This window comes from Methanofollis sp. (assembly GCF_028702905.1).
Taxonomy (GTDB): Archaea; Halobacteriota; Methanomicrobia; order Methanomicrobiales; family Methanofollaceae; genus Methanofollis.
In genome coordinates this window covers 1-23,008 of sequence record NZ_JAQVNX010000021.1, presented here as the reverse complement: position 1 = coordinate 23,008, position 23,008 = coordinate 1, and the positions used below count along the sequence as shown (strand labels likewise).

Annotated in this window: 24 protein-coding genes; 5 read left to right on the top strand and 19 right to left on the bottom strand. The window is 65.0% G+C overall.

What is annotated here, in order from left to right:
• Both PHP59_RS04315 and PHP59_RS04310 read left to right on the top strand, forming a co-directional pair.
• A partial coding sequence (locus PHP59_RS04315; protein ID WP_300164131.1) for a DUF1722 domain-containing protein occupies positions 1–999 on the top strand: 999 nt, incomplete at its 5' end.
• Positions 996–1,412, top strand: coding sequence for a hypothetical protein (locus tag PHP59_RS04310; protein WP_300164128.1), 417 nt, complete (start codon positions 996–998; stop codon positions 1,410–1,412). The genes PHP59_RS04315 and PHP59_RS04310, both read left to right, overlap by 4 nt.
• On the opposite strand, the gene PHP59_RS04305 is transcribed toward PHP59_RS04310, so the two are convergent.
• Genes PHP59_RS04305 through PHP59_RS04295 form a run of 3 tightly spaced genes read right to left on the bottom strand, consistent with a single transcriptional unit; the run spans position 1,397 to position 3,593 of the window.
• Positions 1,397–1,852 carry a rhodanese-like domain-containing protein gene (locus PHP59_RS04305; protein ID WP_300164125.1) on the bottom strand — a complete coding sequence of 152 codons (456 nt, stop codon included), beginning with the start codon at positions 1,850–1,852 and terminating at the stop codon, positions 1,397–1,399. The genes PHP59_RS04310 and PHP59_RS04305 overlap by 16 nt on opposite strands.
• 38 nt (positions 1,853–1,890) lie before the next feature.
• A complete protein-coding gene (locus PHP59_RS04300; RefSeq protein ID WP_300164122.1) occupies positions 1,891–2,655 on the bottom strand; it encodes an ABC transporter permease in 765 nt (254 codons plus the stop codon).
• Complete coding sequence (locus PHP59_RS04295) at positions 2,652–3,593, bottom strand: ATP-binding cassette domain-containing protein (protein ID WP_300164119.1); 942 nt, start codon at positions 3,591–3,593, stop codon at positions 2,652–2,654. The genes PHP59_RS04300 and PHP59_RS04295 overlap by 4 nt, the downstream gene beginning before the upstream one ends.
• A gap of 85 nt (positions 3,594–3,678) precedes the next feature.
• Here PHP59_RS04295 and PHP59_RS04290 point away from each other — a divergent pair, with 85 nt between their 5' ends.
• The gene (locus PHP59_RS04290) at positions 3,679–4,362 is read left to right on the top strand and encodes a DUF1614 domain-containing protein (protein WP_300164116.1); all 684 of its coding nucleotides are present in this window, start codon (positions 3,679–3,681) and stop codon (positions 4,360–4,362) included.
• A 12-nt stretch (positions 4,363–4,374) separates the two neighbouring features.
• On the opposite strand, the gene PHP59_RS04285 is transcribed toward PHP59_RS04290, so the two are convergent.
• The 16 genes from PHP59_RS04285 to PHP59_RS04210 all read right to left on the bottom strand — a co-directional run bounded on the left by PHP59_RS04285 (position 4,375) and on the right by PHP59_RS04210 (position 20,238).
• A complete protein-coding gene (locus PHP59_RS04285; RefSeq protein WP_300164113.1) occupies positions 4,375–4,584 on the bottom strand; it encodes a hypothetical protein in 210 nt (69 codons plus the stop codon).
• A gap of 100 nt (positions 4,585–4,684) precedes the next feature.
• Positions 4,685–5,356 carry an HAD family hydrolase gene (locus PHP59_RS04280; RefSeq protein WP_300164110.1) on the bottom strand — a complete coding sequence of 224 codons (672 nt, stop codon included), beginning with the start codon at positions 5,354–5,356 and terminating at the stop codon, positions 4,685–4,687.
• Positions 5,338–6,282 (bottom strand): phosphotransferase, encoded by a 945-nt coding sequence (locus PHP59_RS04275; RefSeq protein ID WP_300164107.1) that lies wholly within the window; start codon positions 6,280–6,282, stop codon positions 5,338–5,340. Before PHP59_RS04275 ends, PHP59_RS04280 begins: the two co-directional genes overlap by 19 nt.
• Positions 6,272–7,957, bottom strand: coding sequence for an amylo-alpha-1,6-glucosidase (locus PHP59_RS04270; protein ID WP_300164104.1), 1,686 nt, complete (start codon positions 7,955–7,957; stop codon positions 6,272–6,274). The genes PHP59_RS04275 and PHP59_RS04270 overlap by 11 nt, the downstream gene beginning before the upstream one ends.
• Positions 7,954–9,192, bottom strand: coding sequence for a glycosyltransferase family 4 protein (locus tag PHP59_RS04265; RefSeq protein ID WP_300164101.1), 1,239 nt, complete (start codon positions 9,190–9,192; stop codon positions 7,954–7,956). The genes PHP59_RS04270 and PHP59_RS04265 overlap by 4 nt, the downstream gene beginning before the upstream one ends.
• Positions 9,192–10,331, bottom strand: a complete 1,140-nt coding sequence (locus tag PHP59_RS04260; RefSeq protein WP_366943720.1) for a glycosyltransferase family 4 protein — start codon at positions 10,329–10,331, stop codon at positions 9,192–9,194. The genes PHP59_RS04265 and PHP59_RS04260 overlap by 1 nt, the downstream gene beginning before the upstream one ends.
• Positions 10,310–11,743: an alpha-amylase gene (locus tag PHP59_RS04255; protein ID WP_300164098.1), complete on the bottom strand. Its 1,434-nt coding sequence runs from the start codon at positions 11,741–11,743 to the stop codon at positions 10,310–10,312. The genes PHP59_RS04260 and PHP59_RS04255 overlap by 22 nt, the downstream gene beginning before the upstream one ends.
• A 357-nt stretch (positions 11,744–12,100) precedes the next feature.
• On the bottom strand, positions 12,101–12,553 hold the full coding sequence (locus PHP59_RS04250; RefSeq protein ID WP_300164096.1) for a carboxymuconolactone decarboxylase family protein: 453 nt from the start codon (positions 12,551–12,553) through the stop codon (positions 12,101–12,103).
• A gap of 2 nt (positions 12,554–12,555) precedes the next feature.
• Entirely contained in the window at positions 12,556–13,494 is a 939-nt protein-coding gene (locus tag PHP59_RS04245) for a methanogenesis marker 7 protein (RefSeq protein WP_300164094.1), read from the bottom strand.
• A complete protein-coding gene (locus PHP59_RS04240) occupies positions 13,491–14,081 on the bottom strand; it encodes a methanogenesis marker 17 protein (protein WP_300164092.1) in 591 nt (196 codons plus the stop codon). Before PHP59_RS04240 ends, PHP59_RS04245 begins: the two co-directional genes overlap by 4 nt.
• A gap of 4 nt (positions 14,082–14,085) precedes the next feature.
• Entirely contained in the window at positions 14,086–15,324 is a 1,239-nt protein-coding gene (locus tag PHP59_RS04235; protein WP_300164090.1) for a methanogenesis marker 15 protein, read from the bottom strand.
• Positions 15,321–15,773, bottom strand: coding sequence for a methanogenesis marker 5 protein (locus PHP59_RS04230; protein ID WP_300164087.1), 453 nt, complete (start codon positions 15,771–15,773; stop codon positions 15,321–15,323). The genes PHP59_RS04235 and PHP59_RS04230 overlap by 4 nt, the downstream gene beginning before the upstream one ends.
• A gap of 1 nt (position 15,774) precedes the next feature.
• Complete coding sequence (locus tag PHP59_RS04225; protein WP_300164084.1) at positions 15,775–16,215, bottom strand: methanogenesis marker 6 protein; 441 nt, start codon at positions 16,213–16,215, stop codon at positions 15,775–15,777.
• Entirely contained in the window at positions 16,208–17,737 is a 1,530-nt protein-coding gene (locus PHP59_RS04220; protein ID WP_300164081.1) for a methanogenesis marker 3 protein, read from the bottom strand. The genes PHP59_RS04225 and PHP59_RS04220 overlap by 8 nt, the downstream gene beginning before the upstream one ends.
• A gap of 8 nt (positions 17,738–17,745) precedes the next feature.
• Complete coding sequence (gene atwA / locus PHP59_RS04215) at positions 17,746–19,356, bottom strand: methyl coenzyme M reductase system, component A2 (RefSeq protein ID WP_300164078.1); 1,611 nt, start codon at positions 19,354–19,356, stop codon at positions 17,746–17,748.
• Between the two features lie 54 nt (positions 19,357–19,410).
• Positions 19,411–20,238, bottom strand: coding sequence for an HAD family hydrolase (locus tag PHP59_RS04210; protein ID WP_300164075.1), 828 nt, complete (start codon positions 20,236–20,238; stop codon positions 19,411–19,413).
• A gap of 54 nt (positions 20,239–20,292) precedes the next feature.
• Here PHP59_RS04210 and PHP59_RS04205 point away from each other — a divergent pair, with 54 nt between their 5' ends.
• Together PHP59_RS04205 and PHP59_RS04200 are read left to right on the top strand one after the other, a co-directional pair.
• A complete protein-coding gene (locus PHP59_RS04205; RefSeq protein WP_300164072.1) occupies positions 20,293–21,255 on the top strand; it encodes a ribose 1,5-bisphosphate isomerase in 963 nt (320 codons plus the stop codon).
• A gap of 301 nt (positions 21,256–21,556) precedes the next feature.
• Entirely contained in the window at positions 21,557–22,756 is a 1,200-nt protein-coding gene (locus tag PHP59_RS04200; protein WP_300164069.1) for a RuBisCO large subunit C-terminal-like domain-containing protein, read from the top strand.
• The last annotated feature ends 252 nt before the right edge of the window (positions 22,757–23,008 follow it).

Below are 23,008 nucleotides of genomic sequence, written 5' to 3'. Positions count from 1 at the left end.
GGATCGGAGAGAGACGTGAGAGCGTTTGCACGGCCGCGGGTGGTCGTCAGCAGGTGCCTTGGCTTCGACCACTGCCGCTGGAACGGGGACATGATCACGAGCGAGGTCGTACAGATGCTCGCACCCCATGTGGACTATCTCCCGGTCTGCGCCGAGGTCGAGATCGGGCTTGGCGTGCCGAGAAAGCCGGTGCGGTTTGTCAAGGGAGAGGACGGCATCCGCCTTGTCCAGCACGAGACAGGGCTCGACGTCACCGGCAGGATGAAGACGTTCGCCGCGTCCTTCGCCGGCACCCTCCGGGAGATCGACGGTTTTGTCCTCAAGTCCCGCTCCCCGTCCTGCGGGATCAGGGACGTGAAGGTCTACCGTCAGGGCGGGACAGGGGACACAGTTGGGAAGACAGCCGGGGCCTTTGCCGCGGCCATGGCCGACCGTTTTCCCAACCTCCCTGCCGAGGACGAGGGAAGGTTGCGGAACAGGCGGATCAGGGAGCACTTCCTCACGCGCCTCTTCACCCTGGCGGCATTCAGGGAGGTGCGGGCAGGCGGCGACCTGCGGGAACTTGCCGCGTTCCACACCCGGAACAAACTCCTCCTGATGGCCTACAGCCAGAAAGAGATGCGAGAACTCGGGAAGATCGTCGCAAACCCCGACAAAAAAACATTTCCCGGGGTCGCGGGGGAGTACGGCGACCACCTGAACGCCGCTCTATCGCGAGCGCCCCGTTACACCGCAAACATCAACGTCCTCCTCCATGCCCTGGGCCGCTTCAAGGCAGGGATCTCCCCTGCGGAGAAGACCTTCTTCCTCGACACCCTGGAGCAGTACCGCCAGGACCGGGTCACCATCTGCCCGAACCTGATGATCCTCAGAGGCTGGATCGTGCGGTTCGAGGACGACTACCTGCGGGAGCAGACTTTCTTCTCCCCCTTCCCCGCCGAACTGATGGGGGTATCGCAGGACCTCTCCCACCGCCAGAGGGACTACTGGGAAAAATGACGAGAATTGGGATCGCACTGGCCTGTCTGGTCGCCCTTGCCGCAGCGACGGCCGCCGCCTGCTGCCTCGGCACCCCTGACGGCAATCTCCCCGAACCGGTGTCCTTCAGGGCCGAGGCAATCCATACGGGCGGGGCACCCGACGAGGCCGTCTTCCTCTACTATCCTGACAGTGCCGAACCTGCCCCCTACTTTGCCACCTTCGAGATCAGGCAGGGCGGGAGGGTGGCCGTCGCGGTGGCCGGCAGGGTCTACGAGGAGATCTCCGCGGACCGCCCGATCAAACTCCCGGCCGTGCCGGCAGAACCCGGCGTCACGGTGGTCGCGAAGACCGACATCATCGACAGGTACGGGAGGACCGTCCACAGCAGCGAGACCGCCCTCACCCCCGGACTCGTTCAGACCACCGGATAGCCCGCCTCTCTCCACGCCGTGATCCCGCCCTCCATATTGTAGACCTCCGCGAAACCGTCCTTCGCCATCATCTCCGCGGTCCGGGCGCTCCTGTTGCCGAGGCGACAGTAGACAAGATAGGTCTTCCCGCGGTCGAGGGCCGAGATCTCGCGGGAAAACGAGTCGTTGCGATAGTTGATAGTCACCGCCCCCTCGATATGCCCGGCCGCGACCTCGCCGGGCGTCCTGACGTCGAGGACGACAAAGGCGGGGTCGCCTTCATGATCGGCGATCCGAGCGCGGGCCTCCTCCACATTCACATTATTCACCTCAGATCCCTCGCCGGCGAGGGCCACCAGAGGGAGGTCCCCCATCACCAGTCTCCCGCTGCCTGCGAGTCCAGCGACCAGCGCCACGAGGAGAAGGGCGCAGCAGACGGCGGCCAGCATCATCTTCGCCATGCACAGATCTCGTCATCTCAGAAAAAGATGGTGCCTGATCAGGCAGATTCTGTCCTTTCGAAAAACCAGGCGCCGAGGGCGAGGAGGACCAGGACGAAGGCAAAAAGGGCGGCGGCGTCAAAGAGAGGGGAGAAAGACGAGACGCCGGTCAGCACGCCCCGCAGACCGTCCACCCCGTAGGTGAGGGGGTCGGCATAGGCGAGGGGCAGAAGCCATGCCGGGAGGTTTTCGATAGGGAAGAGGGCGCCTGAGAGGAAGAAGATCGGGAAGACGACGAAGTTCATGATGAGGGAGAAGCCGTGGATGTCCTTCATGTTCGAGGCGAAGATCAGGCCGAGGGAGATGAAGGCGGCGGCGATGAGGAGCATGAAGGCGACCGCTCCAAGGAAGGGGAGGGCGCCCGGAAAGGGGAAACCCATCGGGACCGCAAGGAGGAGGATGAGCACCCCCTGGATGAGGGAAGTCGTCGCCCCGCCCGCGATCCGCCCCAGAACGATCGCCGTCCTGCTGACTGGCGCCACCATGATCTCCTTGAGGAACCCGAACTCCCTGTCCCAGAGGACCGAGATCCCGGCAAAGGTCGAGGAGAAGAGGATCGTCATGCCGAGGATGCCGGGCACGAGAAAGGTGACATAGTCGATGCCCGCAGGTATGCCGGGGACGCTGCTCGTCCGAAAACCGAACCCGAGAAACGCGAGGAAGAAGATGGGCATGCCGAGAGTCCCGACGACCCGCGACTTCGCCCTGAAGAAGCGGATCATCTCCCTCTGCCAGAGAACGGCGATCGCGGTGAGGTCTCTCATGCACCCTCCCTGATCGACCGTCCCGTCACCTGGATGAAGACGTCTTCCAGGCTCGGTTTTCTCAGGTTCACCGCGGTGACCACGACCCCGGCCGCCTCGGCGGCGGCGATGAGGGCGGGGATATGCCGCTCGCCCTGCTCGACGGTGAGGGTGATGGCGCCGCCCGTCACTCCTGCTTGATTGACCCATGGAAGACCGGCAATGGCCTTCAGGAGGGGTTCGGCGTCCCCTTCGATAGAGAGGGCGATCGCATCGCCGCCAAGTGCTTCCTTCAGTTTTTCCGGAGTGTCGAGGACGGCGATGCGGCCGTGGTCGATGATCGCCACCCTGTCGCAGAGGTGGTCGGCCTCCTCCATATAATGGGTCGTCAGGATCACCGTCACCCCCCGCTCATGGTTGAGGGCCCTGATATACTCCCAGATATGCCGCCTCGTCTGGGCGTCGAGCCCGAGGGTCGGTTCGTCCAGGAAGAGGACGCGGGGGTGCTGGATGAGGCCGCGGGCGATCTCCAACCGGCGCTTCATCCCGCCCGAGTATTCGGCGACCAGGGCGTCGGCCCGGTCGGAGAGTTCCACCAGGTCGAGGACCGCCCTGATCCGCTCTTCCCTCTCGGCGCGGCCGATCCCGTACATCCGGGCATGGAAGTCGAGGTTCTCCCTGCCGGTGAGGTTGGTGTCCAGCGCCGGTTCCTGGAAGACGACGCCGATCTGCTCCCTGACCCGGTCCCGCGACCCGACGATGTCGGCACCCGCGACCTCCGCAGTGCCCTCTGTCGGGGTGAGGAGGGTGGTGAGCATGCTGATCGTCGTGGTCTTTCCCGCGCCGTTCGGCCCGATGAGCCCGAAGATCTCCCCGTCGGCCACCTCGAAGGAGATATGATCCACGGCGACGAGGCTGCCGAAGACCTTCGTCAGCCCTTCGACCCTGATGGCAGGCATGAGTGAGATCTCGTCCTCACGCATTCAAAATCTTTGGGATGGGGAAGGGGTTTTATTCCTTGACCGGAGAGTAGGCCTGAAGATCATGGCCGCAGTTCCTGCAAGTGTCTTTGTCCCGTTTCTCTCGACAGAAACCCTCTTCCTCCTCGTTGTCCTGATGGTCCCGATCCTCCTCCTGTACCTCTTCATCATCGTCAGCGAGGAGGCGTTCGAACTCGCGGGCATGAAGGCGTCGCGGGCCCTGGTCATGACAGTCGGGGCGCTGATCGGGAGCCTGATCGACATCCCCTTCGCGGTCACCAACGGCGTGATCCTTGCCGTGAATGTCGGCGGGTGCATCATCCCCCTCCTCCTCTCGGCCGAGGTGATCGCACGGCAGAGGGTGCGGGCCGGGCCGGCGGCCCTCGCCGTGATCTTCGTCGCCCTTGTCTCCTATTATTTTGCGACGCCGGTGCAGGGGGAAGGGATCCTGATGCCCTTCTATATCGCACCTCTTGCCGGGGCCTTTGCAGGCATCCTCCTCACCAGGGCGGACATCACCTCGCCGGGAACCGCCTATGTGGGCGGGGCGGTGGGCACCCTCCTCGGTGCCGACATCTTCCTCCTTGCGACGCCGGGGACGATCAAGATGATCTCGGGTGGCGAACCGACCGTCCTCTCCATCGGTGGGGCCGGGGTCTTCGACGGCATCTTTCTCACCGGCATCCTCGCGGTCTTCCTGGCGGCCCTGGTCGCACGGCGGATCAGGCGGGTGAACTCGGGGCTGTAGTCATGTCACGATTCACGCCGACGGGACCGCGGCGATCATCTCTGAGAATCCCCTCCTCTCACGCGGACCCGCTACCTTCTCCTTACAGTTTACCAGGAGATTACCTCGAAGACCTAACTGTCTTCCATGCTCTCTATCGCTCACACTCGGCGTTCGGAGGATGGCAATCTTCTTTCTCCAGATATCCTGTTCGCTCTCGTGGTTGCGGAGGTTGATCTCCATTGCAAGGGCTCAGAACAGTGGAACGTTTCAGCGAAAGCCTTCGGCTTTCTTGACTCTCTCCGGGTGTCCCCGCTCGCGATAGGGTCCGGGAAGGCGTTCCTCAGACCGAGAAGAGCAGCCAGGCCTCGCGGATATGGATCGCCTGCATGCCAAGGCGCCGCGCCGGGATGATGTCGTTCGTCATGGAGTCGCCGATGAAGAGGGCCTCCTCCGGTTCGACCCCGATGCGCCTGAGGGCGACCTGAAAGATCCGGTCGTCGGGTTTCTTGCACCCCACGTCGGAGGAGAAGACGGCGGTCCTGAAGAAGGGGGCCAGGCCGAACATCCGGAGCTCGACCTCGGAGAAGACCCGCTGCCCGTTGGAGACGACGCCGAGGGGATAGCCGTACAGGGCCGAGAGGAGTCTCCGGCTCCGCGGGAAGGCGCCCAGTTTCCTGACAGTCGCGGCCCGGAAGGACCGGGCGAACATGACCCCGAGGATGGTCTCGTCCAGCGGCCAGGCGGCGTAGTCCCGGCAGATCCCGGCAAAGATCTCCTCGACCCTCACCTCGGGATGGGCCTCCGTGCTCTGTGCCATCATCCAGGCGATCCTTTGCCTGTACTCGTCCCTGAGGTCTTCGGGGGCGATCCGCACACCCTGATAGGCCGCCCACGTGCTGAGGGTCTGGTAGCCGCAGAGGCCCCTCTCGTCTGTGCTGATGTCGAGCAGGGTGTCGTAACAGTCGAAGAGTACGGCGCGGACCCGCGTGAAATCTACCGGTGCCTGAGACATGCAAGGGCCTCCTTTTTCAGCCATTCCTTTTCATGGTTTCCGATCGAAAGGCGCGCCATACGGAGATAGCCGAGGGCCATGGAGAAGGGGACGCACCCGGTGACGTACCTGAACGCATCGTCCGATCCCGCATAGTGCCAGAGGAGATGGCCGAGATAGGGTTCGGCCCTCCCGGCATCGCCGTACCGACGCCTGAAGGCGTACCTGATCTCGGCGCAGAGGATGCCGAGGTCGTGCGCCGGGTGCGCACCTGTCCAGGCGCTCTCGAAATCGACCGCTACGACCCCGTCCTCCCCGAAGAGATAGTTTGTCGGCGTGGCGTCGCGGTGGATCATGCAGCCGCGGCGGCGTTCCAGGGTGCCGGCGTCCCGCCACCGCCTGAGGCGGCGGTTGAAACGCTCCTTCTCTCCCGGCGAAAGATCAACCTGGCCGAGGACGCCCTGAAAAGTAGTAAACTCCCTCTCCAGGTCGTACGCCGACGTGCCCCTCCCGTGGAGACGACGCAGGAGGCCGGCGATGTCGGTCAGGCGGTTGAAAAGGGAGGGGTCGTCCCTGAGGAAATCGAGGAGCGGCCGCCCCCTCACGTACCCGGTGACAAGGGCGCAGTGATAGTCGGCACGGACGGCGATCGGTTCGGGGACCGCGATCCTCCGCCGCGCCTTTTTCAGCATCCTGTACTCGGTTTCCATCGCCTTCTCCGGGTCGAAGCGATGGTTTGTCCCGGTCGGTTCGGCAAAGAACTTGCTGACGACGTTGACCCCTTCGCCGTGAAAGTCGTACCTGCAGACCGTGTGCGACGCCGGCCTGATCAGGTAGACATCGGCCGGGGCGTCGGCGTGCCTGATCCGACCGTCGAGGACGGAAACAAGCCAGTCCCGGAAGGGGTCGCCGGGGGAGAGGGTGCCGACATGCTGTTCACGCCTCATGGCGCACCTCCCGCAGGGCCGCGGAGGCTCTTAACACTTCAGCGACGCTCCACGCCTGCGCGATGCAGCCGCCCGGCCTGTGCGGCGGGTCGCCGTCGAAGCATTCGGAGATCGTGCCGAGGCCGGCGTCGGCGAGATGGGCGCGGAGGGGGACGAGCAGGGGGTCGGGGTCGACGCCGGGTTCGTAGACCCCGAGGGCGTCGATGTAAAAGCCGAGAAGCCAGGGCCAGACTGTCCCGTTGTGGTAGGCGGCGTCGCCGGTGAACCGACCCGCATACCCGGCCTCGCGGGGCGAGAGTGTGCGCAGGCCGAAGGGCGTGAGAAGTTCCGACCTGACCACTGCAAGGGCCCTCGTCGCCCGGTCGGCCGGCGGGATGCCGAGGGCGAGGGCGACGACCTGGTTCGGCCTGACCGCCGGGTCGGCAGGGTCGATGAGGTCGAAGAAGCAGCCCTTCTCCTCGTTCCAGAACCGGCCGAAGGCCTCTTCGGCCTCGCGGGCCGTCACCGGGCCGTCGACGCCGAGGGACTCCGCGAACCTGAGGGCCGCCACCCAGAGGGCGTTGACCTCGACGGGCTTTCCGGCGCGGGGCGTGAAAGGGGTGTCCATCCAGGTGCTCCGCGGGGCGACCGAGAGGAGCGCACCGTCGAGGCGCGTCACCGGGCTGTCCTGATAGCCGTCGAGGATGGCGGCGACCTGCGGGCGCATGGAGCGGACAAATGTCGGGTCTTTCTCTCCGGTCGCATACCTTGCGAGGGCGAGGACGAACCAGAGGGCGGCGTCCGACGAAGAATAATCGTCGGGAGGCCTGTTCGGGATGAGGCCGCCCCGGATCATGCCGGCCCAGCGGGTGAAGATGCGGCGGGCGCTGGCATGGTCGCCGCGGGACAGGAGGAGGCCGGGCAGGGAGACGAAGGTGTCCCTGCCCCACTCCTCCGCGAACCAGTGGTAACCCGCGAGGATGCCGTCGCCGGCAAGGAAGGTGTCTGCGGCGCGGGAGAGCCAGTCACCCGACTTTTTTGGGGGAGACCATCCTCCGCCCGCGTCGGCAGTCAACCTGAATGTCCGGTCCTCCCCGCCGCCCTCGAAGACGCCGGGGCAGAAGAGATCCTCCTGGTGGGCATAGCCCCGCTCCCTCTCCACCTCGTAGAGGACGTCGCGGTAGACGGTCGGGGCCGGGGTGAAGGGGAGGTCAGACCTGACTTTCAGGGGGCCGACCTGAACGCCGTCAGGGAGGGGGGCGGCCAGGAGTTTGTCGCAGGATCTCCTCACCTCATGGACGCCGCGGCAGGCAACGAGGGGCGCCACCCTGAGCGTCCCCTCGCCGAGGAGGTCGTACCTGACGGAGAGGACGCCGTCGAAGGAAACCGTCTTCCGCAGGACCGCACCCCCGGCATGGTAGACGAAGACGGGCTCCGGCGAGAGGGAGACGGCGGCGAGGGCGGCAAGCCCGCGGTCGTCGTTCCCGCCCGCATAGGCCGCCGGCGTGAGGGCGGTGCCGTCCAGGTACTCGTCGAGGCCGGAGAGGAGGACGCGGCCGTCCCTGACAAGGAGGCCATGATACTTCCGGGTGTTCCCGGCAAGGGAGGAGGAGGCATAGGCGCCGTCAGCGACAAGGAGGTACTCCTTCGTCCGGGCGAACGCACGGTCCTGGAGGCCGGCGGAGAAGGCGATCACGGCCTCTTCCCCCCTCTGGCGGCCGCCTCGTAGACCGCCGCCGTCTCCCGCGCCGCCCGGTCCCAGGAGAAGAGGGAGACGGCCCGCGCCCTCCCGTTCATCCCCATAAGTTCCCGCAGGGCGGAATCGCGGAGGACGAGGGAGAGATAGGTGGCGATGTCTGCCGGGTCATGGGGGTTGATGTGGAAACCGCAGATGCCGTCGCCCGCAGGCACGACCTGCTCCCGCATCCCCGAGGTGCCCCGCGCCCCGACGACGACAGGTTTTCCCATCGCCATCGCCTCGGTGCAGACGATGCCGAAGGGTTCGTAGGTCGAGGGGAAGACGCAGACGTCGGCGGCGGCATAGCGGAGGATACGCTCCTCTTCGGGAAGAAAGGAGAACTCCAGGTGGACCCGCCCCTCCCCGACCTCGTCGGCCAGGCACCTGATCTCCCCGTCCATCTCACCGACGCCGAGGACGAGGAGGTGCGCCGCGGGCACCTTTTGCAGGAGCATGCCGAAGGCCCGCAGAAGGGTGTCGGCCCCCTTCACCCGCGTCAGCCGGCCGATGAAGAGGACGAGGGGGTCGCATCCGATGCCGAGGCGCTCCCTGAAGGCCCGCACCGCCGCCGGCGGAATACGGGCGGGGTCGTACTTCGCCGTATCGACGCCATTGTGGACGACGCGAATCTTTTCGGCAGGGACACCGAGGGCGAGGAGTTCGTCCTCCATCGCATGGCTGACCGTGATGACGGCGGCCGCCGTCTCCAGGGCGCGGGCCTCGATGGCCCTGACAGTCGGCGACCCTCCTCCCTCGGACCTTCCCCCTTCGGTCGAGTGGACATGGAAGACAAAAGGAATGCCGAAGGTCGCGGCCGTCACCATCGCGGCCGGGGCGGCGAGCCAGTCGTGCGCCACCGCGAGGTCGGCCCCCTCGCCGCGGGCAAGGAGGTCGCCGGCGGCGATGATGTTGTAGAAGAGATAGTCGGCAAAGAAGTGGGCGGCGTCGGGGGGCCAGGCCGCAACCTCGGAGGGCAGGACCACTGGAAGGAGAGGAGCGGGTTCGGGGAGGGGGAGGCGGCGGACATGGGCTCCGGCCCACTCCTCCTCCACGGCCGCGTTCCCCATCCTGAAAGCGTAGACGGTGAGGTCGTGGCCTGCCGCCGCAAGGCGCGGGGCCATCTCCAGTGCATATGTCCCGAGGCCGCCCCGGATGAAGGGGGGGAACTCGTCCAGAAAATAGGCGACCCGCATCAGAGCACCTTCTCGTAGACCTGTTCCATCGCCCGCGCCACCGCCTCCCATCTGAACTCCCTCTCCACCTTCTCCCGGCCCTGCCGACCGAGGGTGGAGCAGAGTCTGCGGTCGCCGATGACGGTGTTGATCCCGTCCGCGATCCCCTCGGCCGAGACCGGCACCTTGACGCCGTTCACCAGGTGCTCGATGTTCTCGCCGAGGCCGCCGACGTCGGAGGCGACGACGCACCGGCTCGCACTCCAGGCCTCGGTGAGGATCAGGCCGAAAGGCTCGTTCCTGCTCGGGATGGCGACGATGTCCGCGGCATTGAGGAGACTGACGAAGTCGGGTTCGGCAAGATAGCCGAGCACCTGCGCGGGCATCCCCCGGGTATGGCGGGCGACCCAGTCCTGCATGTCGCCCTTGCCCGCGAAGATGAAGTTCGCGTCCCAGCGGTGCCGCAGCACGGACGGGATCGCCTTCACAAGGATGTCCGGCCCCTTCTGGTAGACGAGACGGCCGCCGAAGAAGACGAGGGGCGCATAGGGGTGGAGGCCGTACCGGCGCTTCACCGCGCCCTGGTCGACACGCATCGCAAAGGTTTCCGGGTCGATCCCGTTCGGGACGGCGTCGATCTTCCAGGCAGGGACAGCGTACAGGTCGATCACCTCCGCCCTCAGGGTCTTCGAGACGGCGACCACCCTTTTTGCGATATAGGCCCCGTACCACTCCTTGCCTGATATTTCGCCGAACTCCCACCACCCGCCTTTCTGGTTGCCGTTCCGCCCGTACTCGGTGGAGTGGAAGGAGAGCACCGTCTTCCTCTCCCGCAGGCGGTGCATCGCCTCGACAAAGTGCCAGTCGTGAAAGTGGAGGATGTCGAAGGGGGGAGAGTCCTCCTCGCGGAACTGGCGGCAGGCCTTCAGGGCGAGGTCTTTGCAGAACTCGACGATGTTTCCGCCGTGCGGGTCGCAGTAGTGGTAGACGACGCCGTTTTTTTCCGGCGGCCCGGAGCCGCGGGTGAAGAAGTGGACCTCGTGGTCGCGGGCAAGGGCCTCGGCAAGGCAGGTCGCCGCCGGGGCGAGGCCGCCGACCCTGATACCGTGAAGGGACTCCCAGCAGAAGAACGCGATCTTCAGTCGCCGCAGAGCAAACACCTCCGTGCACGGACCGCCTCTCGCACGTCGTCAGGGGTCGCACAGGCCGAGACCGCCCGCGCCAGCCTTCTGTCGCCGACAGAACCCTCGATCCAGCGGGGGTAGTCGCCGCGGTCGAGGTGCCACCAGACCGACTCGCGGGGCGCTCTTTCCAGGGCCTCCTCGAACTCCCTGAGGCTGTGCGCCGAGACGCCCGCGTACTGCCCGCCGGGGAAGCAGAAGTGGAAGGCGCGGTCAGGCGGGAGAGAAGCGACCACCCGTCTCCCCCTGCCGAGACACCTGCCCTCCAGGTGGGAGAGCACCCGCATGTAGGTGTCATGGGAACCGTCATTCCCCTCGGGACAGAAGTAGCGGTGCACCTCGCCGCAGGACCCGTCCTTTCGTGCGAGGTAGTAGAAGTGGTCGCTCGTCCCGAGATAGCGCCAGAGGTCGGGGCGAGCAGCCCTCGCGGGGGAGTGTTCGAGGGCGAAGAAGGCGCTCTGCTGGACAGGGTTGCCGAGCCAGGCAGACGCGTCTTTCTCAAGGTCGGCCCAGGAGACCATGTTTTCGAGGGATAACTCCACGGCCGGGGGGGAGGCGGCCGCCTCCGACGGGAGGAGAGTGGCGACGCCGGCCTCGTCGAAGGACGCGGGCAGGGCTTCGAGGAAGTCCAGGATGCCGCTCTCTTCCTTATGGTGCTCGCCGAAGGTCTCGTAGTCGATGAAGACATGGGCGCACCGCCCGGATGAGCGGGCGACCCAGGAGGCATAGGTCTCTGCCATCAGCGGGTGCTTGTCCCACCCGGCCCAGGAGAAGCGGAAGGCGATGTCGTCGGAGAGAGGGCAGTTCCGCAGGAGGAGAGGGAGGCCGTCACAGGTGTAGGTCTCATTCGGGTCCAGCCCGCCGAGCAGGCGGTCGGCCCCCTCGGTATAGACCGCGGAGAAACCGAGGTCCCGCACGACGGCGGCGATCCGGTCGTCCAGCGCGAACTCGGTGTTCTCGGCGACCGTCGGCACTCGCCCGAAGAGGTCGTGCATCAGGTCGGCGTGCATCCGCATCTGCAGGCTGAGTTCCTCCGTGTCGGCGAAGAAACCGGCGAGGCTGTGGTAGTAGGTCTGGGCGAGGAACTCGGCGTTTTTGTGGGCCGCCACCTCGGCAAAGAGGGCGAGGGCGTCGGGGTTCCACCGCTCAAGTTGCTCGACCAGCACCCCGGAGAGGGAGAAGGCGCACCTCATCCCGCCGTCGAGGGCGTCCAGGACGATCTCCGTCGCCGGGATATAGCACCGGGCGGCGACGCGGTCCAGGATCTCCCTGTTCAAGGGATCGAAGTAGCAGTCCTTCAGGTCACGCCGACCTCTCGCCATCGCCGGTACAAAATCCCTGTTGAGCCTGAAGGGCTGGTGCACCTCAAAGCCCAGACATATCGCCGCCATGAACGTCCCCCCCATCGACGCGGCCTGATGCCTGTCACCCCTCCTATCCCCGGACGGAATATTAAATGGTATCTTCGGGGACGGGCAGGGGAGAGGGATCCACTGTCTTCCCCATACTGCCTGCCGGGGGACTGCCTCGAAAGCCTGATGGCTTCTCATGCTCCCTTCGGTTGCACCTCGAAAACCTACGGTTTTCTAGAACTCGCTACGCTCGTTACCCCCGGATCCCCATCTCAGAATAGTTCGGGGGAAGAAAGAACAGGAAACCCAGAAAGGGGGAGTGCCATCTCAACCTATCCGCACTGAGATGTGCGACAGAAAAAAGCATGAAAAGAGGAGGAAAACCTCCCCGGAGACTCACTCCGTCTTTCCGGAGTCCCCGTCCTTCCCCTGGATGTCGCAGGAGATGCAGGGCTCGGAGTCCTTTTCCTCGTCCATCACCCTGTAGGCGTCGGCGAGGACGGAGGCATTGGAGGCGAGGCCCGCAATGAGGATCGCCTCCAGGATCTCGTCGCGGGTGGCGCCCTTCGCCTTCGCCGACGCCATATGGTACTCCACGCAGTGGCGGCACTTGAGGGCGGCGCCGACGGCAAGGCTGATCAGTTCGATGCACTTCGGGTCGAGGTGGCTGGTCTCGAAGACCGAGGACTTGTACAGCAGGTGGGAGATGAGCACCTCGGGCCTCTCCCCCATCCTTTTCAGGATCAGGGGCGCCCTCCCATACTCCTCCTCGACCTCGGCAAGCCACCGGGACGCGGTCTCCTTCTTCCCTCCCTCCAGGACCTCGGCGAGTTTCTCTTCAAACTCCATCTTTACACCATGGTGTTGGTTTCAGAGAAGGGTTTTATCCGGATCCAGATGTAGTTTCGCATCTTCGAGGGGAGGACGTCGGCGACGTCCCCGACAGTGACGCCCTCCTCGATCTCCAGGGCCCGAAGCTCCTTTGCAAAACTCTCGTAGGAGAGTTTCACCCGCAGCCCCGCCATCTGGACGGTGACGGGCGTCGGGTGGGTGACGGCACGGACCTCGGGCACTTTCTCCAGGATCACGTCCATCAGACGTGCCGGCGAGACGGAGAGGGGGTCCTTCGCGATCGCCGCCCGCCTCTCGTCCAGGACGCGGGCCACCTCCTCGACCATCTCGTCCAGGACGGAGAGTTCTTCCGGCCGCTTTGTCCGGTGCATGAGGCGGCCCATCTCGCCGACATAGCCCTCCACAGGCGGGTCGATGACAGCCTTCAGGCGGTCGGTCGGCGGCGCTCCGGTGAGGACGATCGGCACGCGGATGCCCCGGCGGAGGTGGGGGAACTTCTCCTCGATACAGACCTCGAAGTTGCCGAGCACGTAGACCGCAAGGTCGTGCTCGTTGATCGTGTCCCTCTCCTCCACATTGAGGTTCGCGATCCTCTTGCCGAAACCGCGGGCAAGGCCGACCATGTTCGTCTTCGCCCCGGCCCGCCGCAGGTACTCGGCAACGTCGCAGGAGGAGTGGGGGAGGTGATGGATCTCCAGAGAGGGAGAGACGACGGCGATCTCCGTGCCGACGAGGGGCGCGACCGTCACCTCGCCGCCGAGAGGCCTGCCGACCGTCCGGATCAGTTCCACGTCTTCCTTCGGCACCAGGCACTGGAGGACGACCTCCTGGGCGATCATGTGCTTCTGCACGATGTAGCCGCCGAGGTCCTCGATGAGGTCGACAACCTCGTCGTGCCTGAAGACACCCCCCTTGTAGGTGATGGGCACAAAGATCACAGGCTCACCCCGATCAGGTCCAGCTTCTCCGCGACCAGGGTCTCGACGACCTCCGGGTCGAGGGTGTTCTCGCTTGCCACATAGTAAAAGACCCCTTCGCGGTGGTACTCCCGGCGCACCTTGAACCCCTCGGGGGCGATGATCTGGAGGGCGTACACGAGGTCCTTATAGAGGCCCTCCTCCGGGCGTGCGACGACGATCTCCTCGATCGCCCGCGGGTCCTCCCCTTTCGGCACCGTCACGACGACAGAGAAGCGGTCGGGCTGCTCGACAAAGTCCTTGCCGAAACGGCCCCAGAGGGCCTGGAGCATCGGCGCAAGATAGGTCTCGTCCCCGATCGAGAGGACGGCCCGCCCTTCCTCGTCCACGTTCACGTCGGCAAAGTCCCGCACCAGCACAGGGCCGCCGAGGGGGTGGGTCGCCCCGACCGCGACAAAGACCGGGACATGCGGGTCGATGAAGATGTGGAGTTTCGAAACGACCCGCACAAGGTCGAGGTCGAGGAGGACGTCGTTTGCGATCCTCTCGTACGCCTCCCTCCCCTTCTCCTCGATGCATTCGACCCTGAAGTACTCAAGCGTGGCCATCTCCCTACTCTCCCTTCACAAAACCCGACGCAAGCAGAGCGCACCCCACCGCACCGATATACTGGGAATGGTGCGGGACGACGATCTCGGTCTGGAGGAGCTGGCCCATCGCGTACACCAGCCCCTGGATCAGGGAGGTGCCGCCGACCATGATCACCGGCTCCTTGATGTCCACCTCCTGGAGCTGCTGCTCGAAGACCTGCTCAGCCACCGAGTGGCAGGCCGCCGCAGCGACGTCCTCCCTGCTGCTCCCCTCGGCAAGGGCGTTCACCAGGCTCTGCGTCCCGAAGACGATACAATACGAGTTCATCGGCACCTTCTCGCCCATCCCCTTCATCGCGAGGGGGCCGAGTTCGGTGATGTCGATGCCCAGGCGCTTCGCGGTCATCTCAAGGAACCGACCACTCGCCCCGGCACAGATCCCGCCCATCGTGAACATGCCGGGTATCCCGTCCTGGACCGTGATCGCCTTGTTGTCCATGCCGCCGATGTCGATAACGGTCGCGGGGCCGTGCTGACTGCCGGCAAGGTAGACGGCGCCCTTCGAGTTGACGGTCAGTTCCTCCTGGACGAGTTGCGCGTTGAAACGCTTGCCGACGAGATACCGGCCGTACCCGGTCGTCCCGATCGCCTGGATGTCGTTCATCGTGAGGCCGGCCTCGGCCAGGGCGAGGTCGACGACCCCTTCGGCGCTCTTCAGCACCTCGGTCGTCGGGAGCCAGCCTGTGCCGACGATCTCGTTGTCCTTCATGACCACCGCCTTCGTCGTCGAGGAACCCGAGTCAATGCCCATGGTGATCCCTTCCTGCTCCTCGCGGGCGAGGAGGGCGCGGCGCCGGGCGATGGTGGTCAGGGCCTCCATCCTGGTGAGGAGGGTGCCCGCGGTCGTCCTCTCGGTGAAGGAGTACGAGACGACAGGGAGGCTGGAGTTCTCGTGGATGTACCGGCGGAGTTCGTTTCTCACGATCGCCGCCTCGGCGCACCTGAAGCAGGTGGCGATGAAGACGGCGTCGGCGTCGATCTTCCCGTCGACAAGGGCCTTCGCCCGCCCGATCGCAAGTTTCAGGTCAGGACTCCGGACGTCGAGACCGAAGCTCTCGAAGCCCTCCCGCACGTCGTCGAGCATGATGTCGGGGAAGAAGACCTCGGCGTCGACCATCGCCGCGGCGTCGTTGATCTCCTTCTGAACGCCCGAGTACTCGGGCCCGCAGGAGAGCTGGGCGATCCGCACCTTCTCAGTCATTCCGACGCCTCCTTCGGAAGACCATTAAGGAACTCCCTGATCGCGGCGACGAAGGCGATGCCCTCGTCTTCGCTCTCAGGATAATCGAGTTCGAGGACAGGGATGCCCATGTTTCGCAGGTGGAAGAGGATCAGTTCGTTCGTCCGGGCGCACCCCATGCAGCCGAAGGCGAACTCAGGGTCCCTGACGATGACCGCGGCCTCTGCCGCCTCGATCAGGGGGCCGTACACGGCCATCCTCCCCCTGACCCCTGACGGCACCTCGACGGCCGCCCACTTCAGCCCCTTCTTCGGTTCTTCGGGGGTGATCTGGAGGGGCGGGCTCTCGAAGCCCGGGGTCTGGATACGTTCGCGTATGCCGATCGCCGATCCGAGAGGTTCGTGCCCGAACCTGGCGACCATGTCGGAGAGGATGAGGCTCGTCGCTGGATAGATAAATACCTTCGCCATATTACGGTTCCTCTGCGTCCATCATTTCTTTCAGTCTCCGTGCGTCCAGGGATTTCGGTTTTTCAGGCAGAGACGGGGCCGTCGCCGCGGCCGCCTCCAGGCCCTTCGAGATGTACCGGACCTTCTTCATCTCGAACTCGTGGCCAAGGTAGCCGGGTCGGGCCCCGCCGAGGTTCGCCCGGCAGCGGCGTTCGTCGCCGGGGGGAAAGCCCCGGTCCTTCACGAAGATGTGGAACGGGTCGAACTCTCTGACCTTCGCCACCAGGGCCTCGACCTCGTCGGGCGTGCCTGTCACCTGGAGGCCGAAACAGGTCTCCTTGATCATGACGCCGCCCGAGATCTCGTAGGCCCTGACCGCAAGATCCTTCGGGGTGAGGAGGGGGGACTCGACGAAGACGTACTTCGTGACCGTGCCGACATATGTCGGGATATACTCAGCCATGGCGCTTCACCTCCCGCACATAGACGGTCTCCCCTTCCTTGAAACGGGCGACCTTCTCCAGGTCGAGCACCCTCCCGATGAGGTTCGTGCTCTCGAAGGGTTCGGAGGTCGGGCCGAACTCGGAGTTGTCCGTCGCCCGCACGCCGACCATCCCGGCGCCCCGGCGGGACTCGTTGGTCATTGCGAGGGAACCCGAGGGCACGAGGTCCTTCGGGACGTTCTCAGGGAGGATGTTGATGCTCTTTTTGATCTTCGGCTGGAAGAGGGTGACGTCCTCGAAGGTGAAGAGGACGGGCATCGACCCGACCGCATGGGTCTTGAGGCCGGTCGCCCGCCTGAAGATGTCGCAGGTGGTTGGCGCACGGGCGTCGTCGAGAGTGATGCCGACGACCTTCTCCGCCGGGAGGACGGAGAGGACGACCGATCCTTTCGCAAGTGCTTCGAGGGTCGTGCCCGGACTCTGGCCGACGACGATCAGGTCCTCGCCCTCGCCCTTCAACTCGACCCCGATGCCGCGCCTCTCCGCGATCGCCCGGGCCTCGGCGAGGGGGAAGCCCACCAGGTCGAACCTGGCCGGGTCGACAGAGACCCTGAAGCGCTGCCCGCTCTCCGCTAGTTTCACGATCTCGATGCCGTGGACGACATGCCCGACGAGAGTGTGGGCCGGGTGGCTCGGGATCTCCTCGCGGTACATATAGACCCCGCCGCGGGAACCGCCTGCCGCCCTGACCGTGACCGCACCCTCACGCCGCGGCTTTTTGAGGTCCATCGAGACGTCCATCGGGACCATGGTCTCGTCCCTGATGAAGGTGGACGCGGCCCTGCCGACAGAGAAGAACCCGCCCTCCAGGGAGAGGAGGAGGTGCTCGACGCTCCTCGCCGTCTTCGTCCCGACAACGTCGCCGCCATAACCCTCAGCCGTCACCTCGACGCGGGTGACGACCTCGCACCCCTCTTCGAGGGGCGTCGCCGGGTCCGCGGTCGTGAACGAGGTGGACCGATCGGCCCAGGAGACGACCCTCTCGACCGCGGTGATACTGTCGCCCTCCGTCCAGCGGTCGATGACGCCCCGGCCGCTGACGATCGTGCCGACGACCCCGCCGTCGGCCCCGGCGCCGAAATCTGCCCGGTGGTCGGCGCGGGCGAAGAGCAGGACAGAGCGTACCCGGTCATAGCCCGCACACCCGAGGACCACGTCGCCGCGGGCGTACCGGTGCGGCCTTCTGTCCGGGGAGACGCCGGAGGGGAAGGGCCCGAAGGCGGCGGTGTACCGGTCGCTCCAGCGGAGGGAGAGAGGGGCCGGGATTGTTTCGTTGCCAAAATACGTCGAAAAGAGAGGCGTGGTCTCGATGACGACCTCGCCCGCCGTGGTCACAAGGCGGAGGTGGCCGGTCTGCGCCGCCTCCATCGCCTGCGGCCGGATCACCGCCACGAAATATGACCCGCCCAGGTCGGGGAGGAGGTCGCCGAGCGTCGCCCCGGCACCGGCCTCCACCGGTCTCCCGTCAAGGAGGACGTGCATGACTCCACCTAGTCCTGGGCCTTCCCCATGATCTCGCGCTCTTCGTCTGTCAGTCTGGCGAGGACCTCTTTCGATTCGCCGAGGGCGATGATCTTCCCGCCCCGCATCAGGGCGATCCTGTCGCAGATGTCGCGCACGAACGCCATGTCATGGGAGACGACGATAAAGGTCTCGTCCATCTGCTCACGGGCGTGCATGATCGAGTGCTTCACGTCGATCTTCGTGATCGGGTCCATCGTGCCCGTCGGTTCGTCCAGGATAACGATCCGCGGCTCCCTGATGAGCACCTGTGCAAGGGCGACGCGGTGCTTCTCCCCTTCGGAGAGTTCGCTCGGTTTGCGGTTGAGGATCTCGCGGCTCTTCTCCTCGGAGAAACCGGCCATCTTCAGGGTGATGACCGCCTTCCTGATCGCCAGTTCCTTCGGGAACTCGAGACCGATCGCGTCGGTGAGGTTGTCGAGGACGGAACGGTGCGGGTAGAGGTCGTACTCCTGGTGGAGAAGACCGATGTAACCCTTCGCCCGGCCCCTGTACTCGATGCCGGGCTTGGTCATGTCCACCCACTCGTCGCCGATCCTGATGTTCATCTCGCCGCTCGTCGGTTCGATGATCCCGGAGATCATGCGGGAGAGAGTCGTCTTGCCGGCGCCGCTCTTCCCGATGATCCCGAATATCTCCTTCTCCTTCACCTCGAAGGAGACGCCGTCGACCGCCTTGACCATGCCCCTGTCCACGGAGAGGTACCTCTTGATCACGTCGCGCGACTGGAGGACATCCGCACCGAGTTCTGCCCTCTCGTAGACCTCGGTGTCGGTGTAGCCCTCCATGAAGTGGTGGATCACCTCTTCGGGCGAACCGATCAGGTCGATCTCGCCGTCCTTCAGCATGATCGCACGGTCGGCGACGTCCTCGATCACCTGAGAGAAGTGGGAGGTGACCATCATGCCCATGTCGTTCGTCTCCGCGGCGGCCTTGAGCATCTCGTGGACCAGGGTCGCGGTACCCGGGTCGAGGGTGCCGGTCGGTTCGTCGGCGAAGAGGAGACAGGGCTCCTTTGCCAGTTGCCGGGCCAGGACAACGCGCTGCTTCTCGCCGCCAGAGAGGTCGCGGGCGATGTGCATCATCCTGTGGGAGAGGCGGACCTCGTCCAGGAGGTCGGCCGCCCTGGTGACCGCCTTCGTCGAGGGATAGCCGATGTCCTCGAGGGCGTGGAGGACGTTCTCGATGACACGGTCGTTCCCGTACAGGGCGAAGGTCCGCTGGAACATGATCGCGGACCTGGCCATGACCCGGCGCTTCATCGGCTCTTCGGCCGGGTTCCAGAGGTCGACGTCGACGGCCTGGAGAGTATGGCCGCACTTCGGGCAGGTCTTCCCCGCGGCACCCGGCACGTCCACCCAGTCGCAGCCGTCGCAGGCGGCGACATGGTAGACCACCTTTCCACTCGTCGGTGGCTGGTCGACCCCCCGGACCAGGTGGAGGAGGACCGTCTTGCCGGCTCCGCTCCTGCCGATGATGCCGACGATCTCACCCTCCCCAACCTCGAAATTGATATTGTTGAGGGCCCTCTTGCCGTTGAAATCCATGCAGAGGTTCTCGATTGTGATCAATGCGGTCATACCTTACTCCTTTGATTCCTCAGGGGTACTGTAGAGGTCAGATCATATTATCCTTTATATCGAGACAATTTCGTCCCCGCAGAGGTCCCTGACAATGGGCACGACATCGCTCACGTTACCGATGATGTAGTCGGCCGCATCGCAGAGTTTTTTCGGTTTCTGCCGCGACTGTTGCTCGGAAAGGATGGCGATATCGGCCTTCGAGAAGGCCTGGAGGTCGTTGATGCCGTCGCCGACCATGACGACGGTGTCGTAGCACTGCTTCAGGTCGGCGACGATCTGGGCCTTGATCGAGGGCGTGGCGATGCCGTGGACCTGGTCACGCGGGATGCCCAGGTGGTCGGCGATCTTTTCGAGTTTGGCCGCCCTGTCGCCGGAGGCGATGTAGGTGGCGACGCCCATCGCGTGGAGGTCGGCCATCGCCTCCTTCGCCCCCTCGAAGGGCCTGCCCCCGGCGGTCACCGTGAACTCGATGCCCGGACGGGAGAGATTGAGGATGGCGCCCGAGTCCATCACGACGAGGGACTCCTCCTTCAGGATCGTCCAGACGTCTCTGATGCATGTCTGGAGGTCCTCGACCTGAGCGGTGTCGTCCTGGTACAGGATGCGGGCGAGGTGTTCCTGCGGGACGACCTGGCGGAGGCAGGAGACCCCGAAGCCGATGTTCCGGTCGCAGAGATAGGCGGAGAGGAGCTGGTCGGGCGACGCCGCGATCACGTCCCGCGAGTGGGCGTTGAGGGCGATGAGCACCCGCGACCGGTCGAGACAGGTGAGCACCGTCGTCTCGACGTCGGAGAGGAGTTCGCCGGTGACGACGTCCCGCGCCGTCCGGTAACTCCGCAAAAGTGTGCCCGCACTGTCGAATACTACTGCAACGGTCATGGATACTCACCGGTAATGCTTATCTGATTGAGTATTCATCTACTCCATTAAAGTATGTTGCTGAATCAGACCGCAGAGAAAATCCGGTCCATGGAGATCAGGGGCGCGGGCAGGATCGCGAGGGCGGCGGCCGAGGCCCTGAAAGACCGTGCCGGGCGCCTGGAGACGGATGACCTCGACCTCTTCAGGCGGGAGATGGGGAGGGCGGCGGAGATGCTCGTCTCGACCAGGCCGACCGCGGTCTCCCTGCCGAATGCGGTGAGGTCGGTGATGCGGGGGATGGCCGGGGCGGCGACGGTGCGCGAAGCGCGGGACGGGCTGACAGACGCGGCGGACTCCTTCGTCCTCTCCTCGGAGCACGCGGTCGGGAGGATCGGTGAGATAGGCGCCCGCCACATCGCCGACGGCGACGTCGTCCTCACCCACTGCAACTCGGAGGCGGCGCTCGCCTGCATCCTCGCCGCCCACAGGGAGGGGAAGGAGATCGAGGTCTTCGCCACCGAGGTGCGGCCGCGGAACCAGGGCCTCCTCACGATCCGGACATTGAACGACGCCGGGATCAGGACGAACTTCATCGTGGACTCGGCGGTCCGATCCTTCATCAACGACGTCGACCTGGTGGTCACCGGGGCCGACGCGATCACGGTGAACGGGGCGGTGGTGAACAAGATCGGCACGGCACAGATCGCCCTGGCCGCCCACGAGGCGCGGACGAACCTGGTCGTGGCCGCGGAGACGTACAAGTTCGCACCCAGGACGACACTCGGCGAGAGGATCGCGATCGAGGAGAGGGACGCCGCGGAGGTGCTCGACCCGGCAATCGCGGCGGCCCTGCCGAACGTGCGGGTGCGAAACCCGGCCTTCGACGTGACGCCCGCGAGGTACGTGGACCTGATCGTGACGGAGATGGGGGCGATCCCGCCGCAGATGGCCTATTGCATCATCAGGGACCACCTGGGATGGGATATCGCGGATTTCCAGAAGGCATTTGAGATAGACGAGAAAAATCAGGAGTGAGCAGTACAGATACTCTGGGTGATAACTCGATTCCATGAGGGGAAGCGCGAAACCGCCGCCTTCCCCCCAGAGGTACCGGGGGACTGTCTCGAAGGTCTACGACCTTCTCGTTGCCCCCGGACCCCCGACACCAGGATAGAACCGGGGAAGAGCGAAAAGAAGATCCTGGCAGGGGAGATTCCGTCCCACCCCCAATCCTGAGCGGGGGTCAGGGGGCGTAGTCCCCCGGCACAGGAAATCCGAAAAAAATGTACCATGAAAATCACAAAAAATGATTTTCAAAGAACTCAGGAGTGAGAAGATGACAGACGTTACGGCAACCTATTATTTCCGCCCGCGGGCCGACACGACGCCCGAAGCGGCGGCGCAGGCTCTCGTCGAGGAGGAGACGACCGGCACCTGGACCGATATCACGACGACGACCGAATATGTCCGCCGCCTGGACGGCGAGGTGCTCTCTGTCGAACACTCGGGGAAGGGCTACGTGACGCGGGTGCGGTACCCGGCCGAGATCTTCGAGGCCGGGAACATCCCGCAGTACCTCTCCGTCGTGGCCGGCAACCTCTTCGGCCTCGCCCGCCTGGAGGCGGTCCGCCTCCTCGACGTCGACTTCCCGGACGAACTCGTCCCCTTCAGGGGCCCGAAGTTCGGGATGGAAGGGGTGCGGCGGTTGATCGGGACGACGGACCGCCCCCATGTCGGCACGATCATCAAGCCGAAGGTGGGCCTGACCCCGAAGGACACCGCAGAGGTGGCCTACCACGCGGCGGTCGGCGGGGTCGACCTGATCAAGGACGACGAGACCCTGACAGACCAGAGATTCTGCCCGATGGACGAGAGGCTCCAGGCGGTGATGGCCCGCCTGGACGATGCGAAGAGCGAGACAGGGCGGCAGGTGCTGTATGCGGTGAACATCTCGGCACGTGCCGACGAGATCGTGGAGAGGGCCGAGCACGCGATCGACCTCGGGGCGAACATGGTGATGATCGACGTGATCACCTGCGGTTTCACCGCCCTACAGGCCCTCGGCGAAGCGCCGTCGGTGAAGGTGCCGATCCACGTCCACAGGACGATGCACGGTGCGATCACGCGGAACCCCGAGCATGGGATCGCGATGCGGCCGATCGCCCGGATCGTCAGGATGCTCGGCGGCGACCAGCTCCACACCGGCACGGTCTCCGGGAAGATGAGCCACGACGTCTCCGAACTGAAGGGGGACAACGCCGCCCTGACAGAGGCGTACTTCGGCCTGAAGCCGACCTTCCCGGTGGCGAGCGGCGGCCTCCACCCCGGCAAGGTGGCGACCGAGCTGAAGAACCTGGGCATGAACATCGTCCTCCAGGCGGGCGGCGGCATCCACGGCCACCCGGACGGCACCGAGGCCGGTGCACGGGCGATGCGCCAGGCTGTGGACGCCTTCATGGCCGGGGTCTCGGCGGAGGAGTACGCGAAGGACCACTACGAACTGGCGAAGGCGCTGGTGACGTGGGGGAACAGGTAGGGAGCAGGAAAATTTTTCTTTTCAGAACACGGGTTCTCCCCGGAGAGGGTCTGGAGTATAATTAAACCATTTTTTGTGTTGAATGGCAGTGCTCTTCTGATGCTCGGGTTTTTTTCTGCGGCGCCTTTCTGCGGCGCCTTTCTGCAGCACTCCCGCAAGTGCAGTATCGAAGCCCCTTCCCGGTCAGGGAGACCAGACCTTGATCCTGTATAGTTTTCACCCGAACGCGAAGAAGAATGAGACTCACGTTCG

Excerpts from the sequence above, each read along its gene's own strand:
- PHP59_RS04310 (WP_300164128.1), top strand. The coding sequence starts at position 996 with ATGACGAGAATTGGGATCGCACTGGCCTGTCTGGTCGCCCTTGCCGCA.
- PHP59_RS04305 (WP_300164125.1), bottom strand. The coding sequence starts at position 1,852 with ATGGCGAAGATGATGCTGGCCGCCGTCTGCTGCGCCCTTCTCCTCGTG.
- PHP59_RS04300 (WP_300164122.1), bottom strand. The coding sequence starts at position 2,655 with ATGAGAGACCTCACCGCGATCGCCGTTCTCTGGCAGAGGGAGATGATC.
- PHP59_RS04295 (WP_300164119.1), bottom strand. The coding sequence starts at position 3,593 with ATGCCTGCCATCAGGGTCGAAGGGCTGACGAAGGTCTTCGGCAGCCTC.
- PHP59_RS04290 (WP_300164116.1), top strand. The coding sequence starts at position 3,679 with ATGGCCGCAGTTCCTGCAAGTGTCTTTGTCCCGTTTCTCTCGACAGAA.
- PHP59_RS04285 (WP_300164113.1), bottom strand. The coding sequence starts at position 4,584 with ATGGAGATCAACCTCCGCAACCACGAGAGCGAACAGGATATCTGGAGA.
- PHP59_RS04280 (WP_300164110.1), bottom strand. The coding sequence starts at position 5,356 with ATGTCTCAGGCACCGGTAGATTTCACGCGGGTCCGCGCCGTACTCTTC.
- PHP59_RS04275 (WP_300164107.1), bottom strand. The coding sequence starts at position 6,282 with ATGAGGCGTGAACAGCATGTCGGCACCCTCTCCCCCGGCGACCCCTTC.
- PHP59_RS04265 (WP_300164101.1), bottom strand. The coding sequence starts at position 9,192 with ATGCGGGTCGCCTATTTTCTGGACGAGTTCCCCCCCTTCATCCGGGGC.
- PHP59_RS04255 (WP_300164098.1), bottom strand. The coding sequence starts at position 11,743 with ATGGCGGCGATATGTCTGGGCTTTGAGGTGCACCAGCCCTTCAGGCTC.
- PHP59_RS04250 (WP_300164096.1), bottom strand. The coding sequence starts at position 12,553 with ATGGAGTTTGAAGAGAAACTCGCCGAGGTCCTGGAGGGAGGGAAGAAG.
- PHP59_RS04240 (WP_300164092.1), bottom strand. The coding sequence starts at position 14,081 with ATGGCCACGCTTGAGTACTTCAGGGTCGAATGCATCGAGGAGAAGGGG.
- PHP59_RS04235 (WP_300164090.1), bottom strand. The coding sequence starts at position 15,324 with ATGACTGAGAAGGTGCGGATCGCCCAGCTCTCCTGCGGGCCCGAGTAC.
- PHP59_RS04230 (WP_300164087.1), bottom strand. The coding sequence starts at position 15,773 with ATGGCGAAGGTATTTATCTATCCAGCGACGAGCCTCATCCTCTCCGAC.
- PHP59_RS04225 (WP_300164084.1), bottom strand. The coding sequence starts at position 16,215 with ATGGCTGAGTATATCCCGACATATGTCGGCACGGTCACGAAGTACGTC.
- PHP59_RS04220 (WP_300164081.1), bottom strand. The coding sequence starts at position 17,737 with ATGCACGTCCTCCTTGACGGGAGACCGGTGGAGGCCGGTGCCGGGGCG.
- atwA (WP_300164078.1), bottom strand. The coding sequence starts at position 19,356 with ATGACCGCATTGATCACAATCGAGAACCTCTGCATGGATTTCAACGGC.
- PHP59_RS04210 (WP_300164075.1), bottom strand. The coding sequence starts at position 20,238 with ATGACCGTTGCAGTAGTATTCGACAGTGCGGGCACACTTTTGCGGAGT.
- PHP59_RS04205 (WP_300164072.1), top strand. The coding sequence starts at position 20,293 with ATGTTGCTGAATCAGACCGCAGAGAAAATCCGGTCCATGGAGATCAGG.
- PHP59_RS04200 (WP_300164069.1), top strand. The coding sequence starts at position 21,557 with ATGACAGACGTTACGGCAACCTATTATTTCCGCCCGCGGGCCGACACG.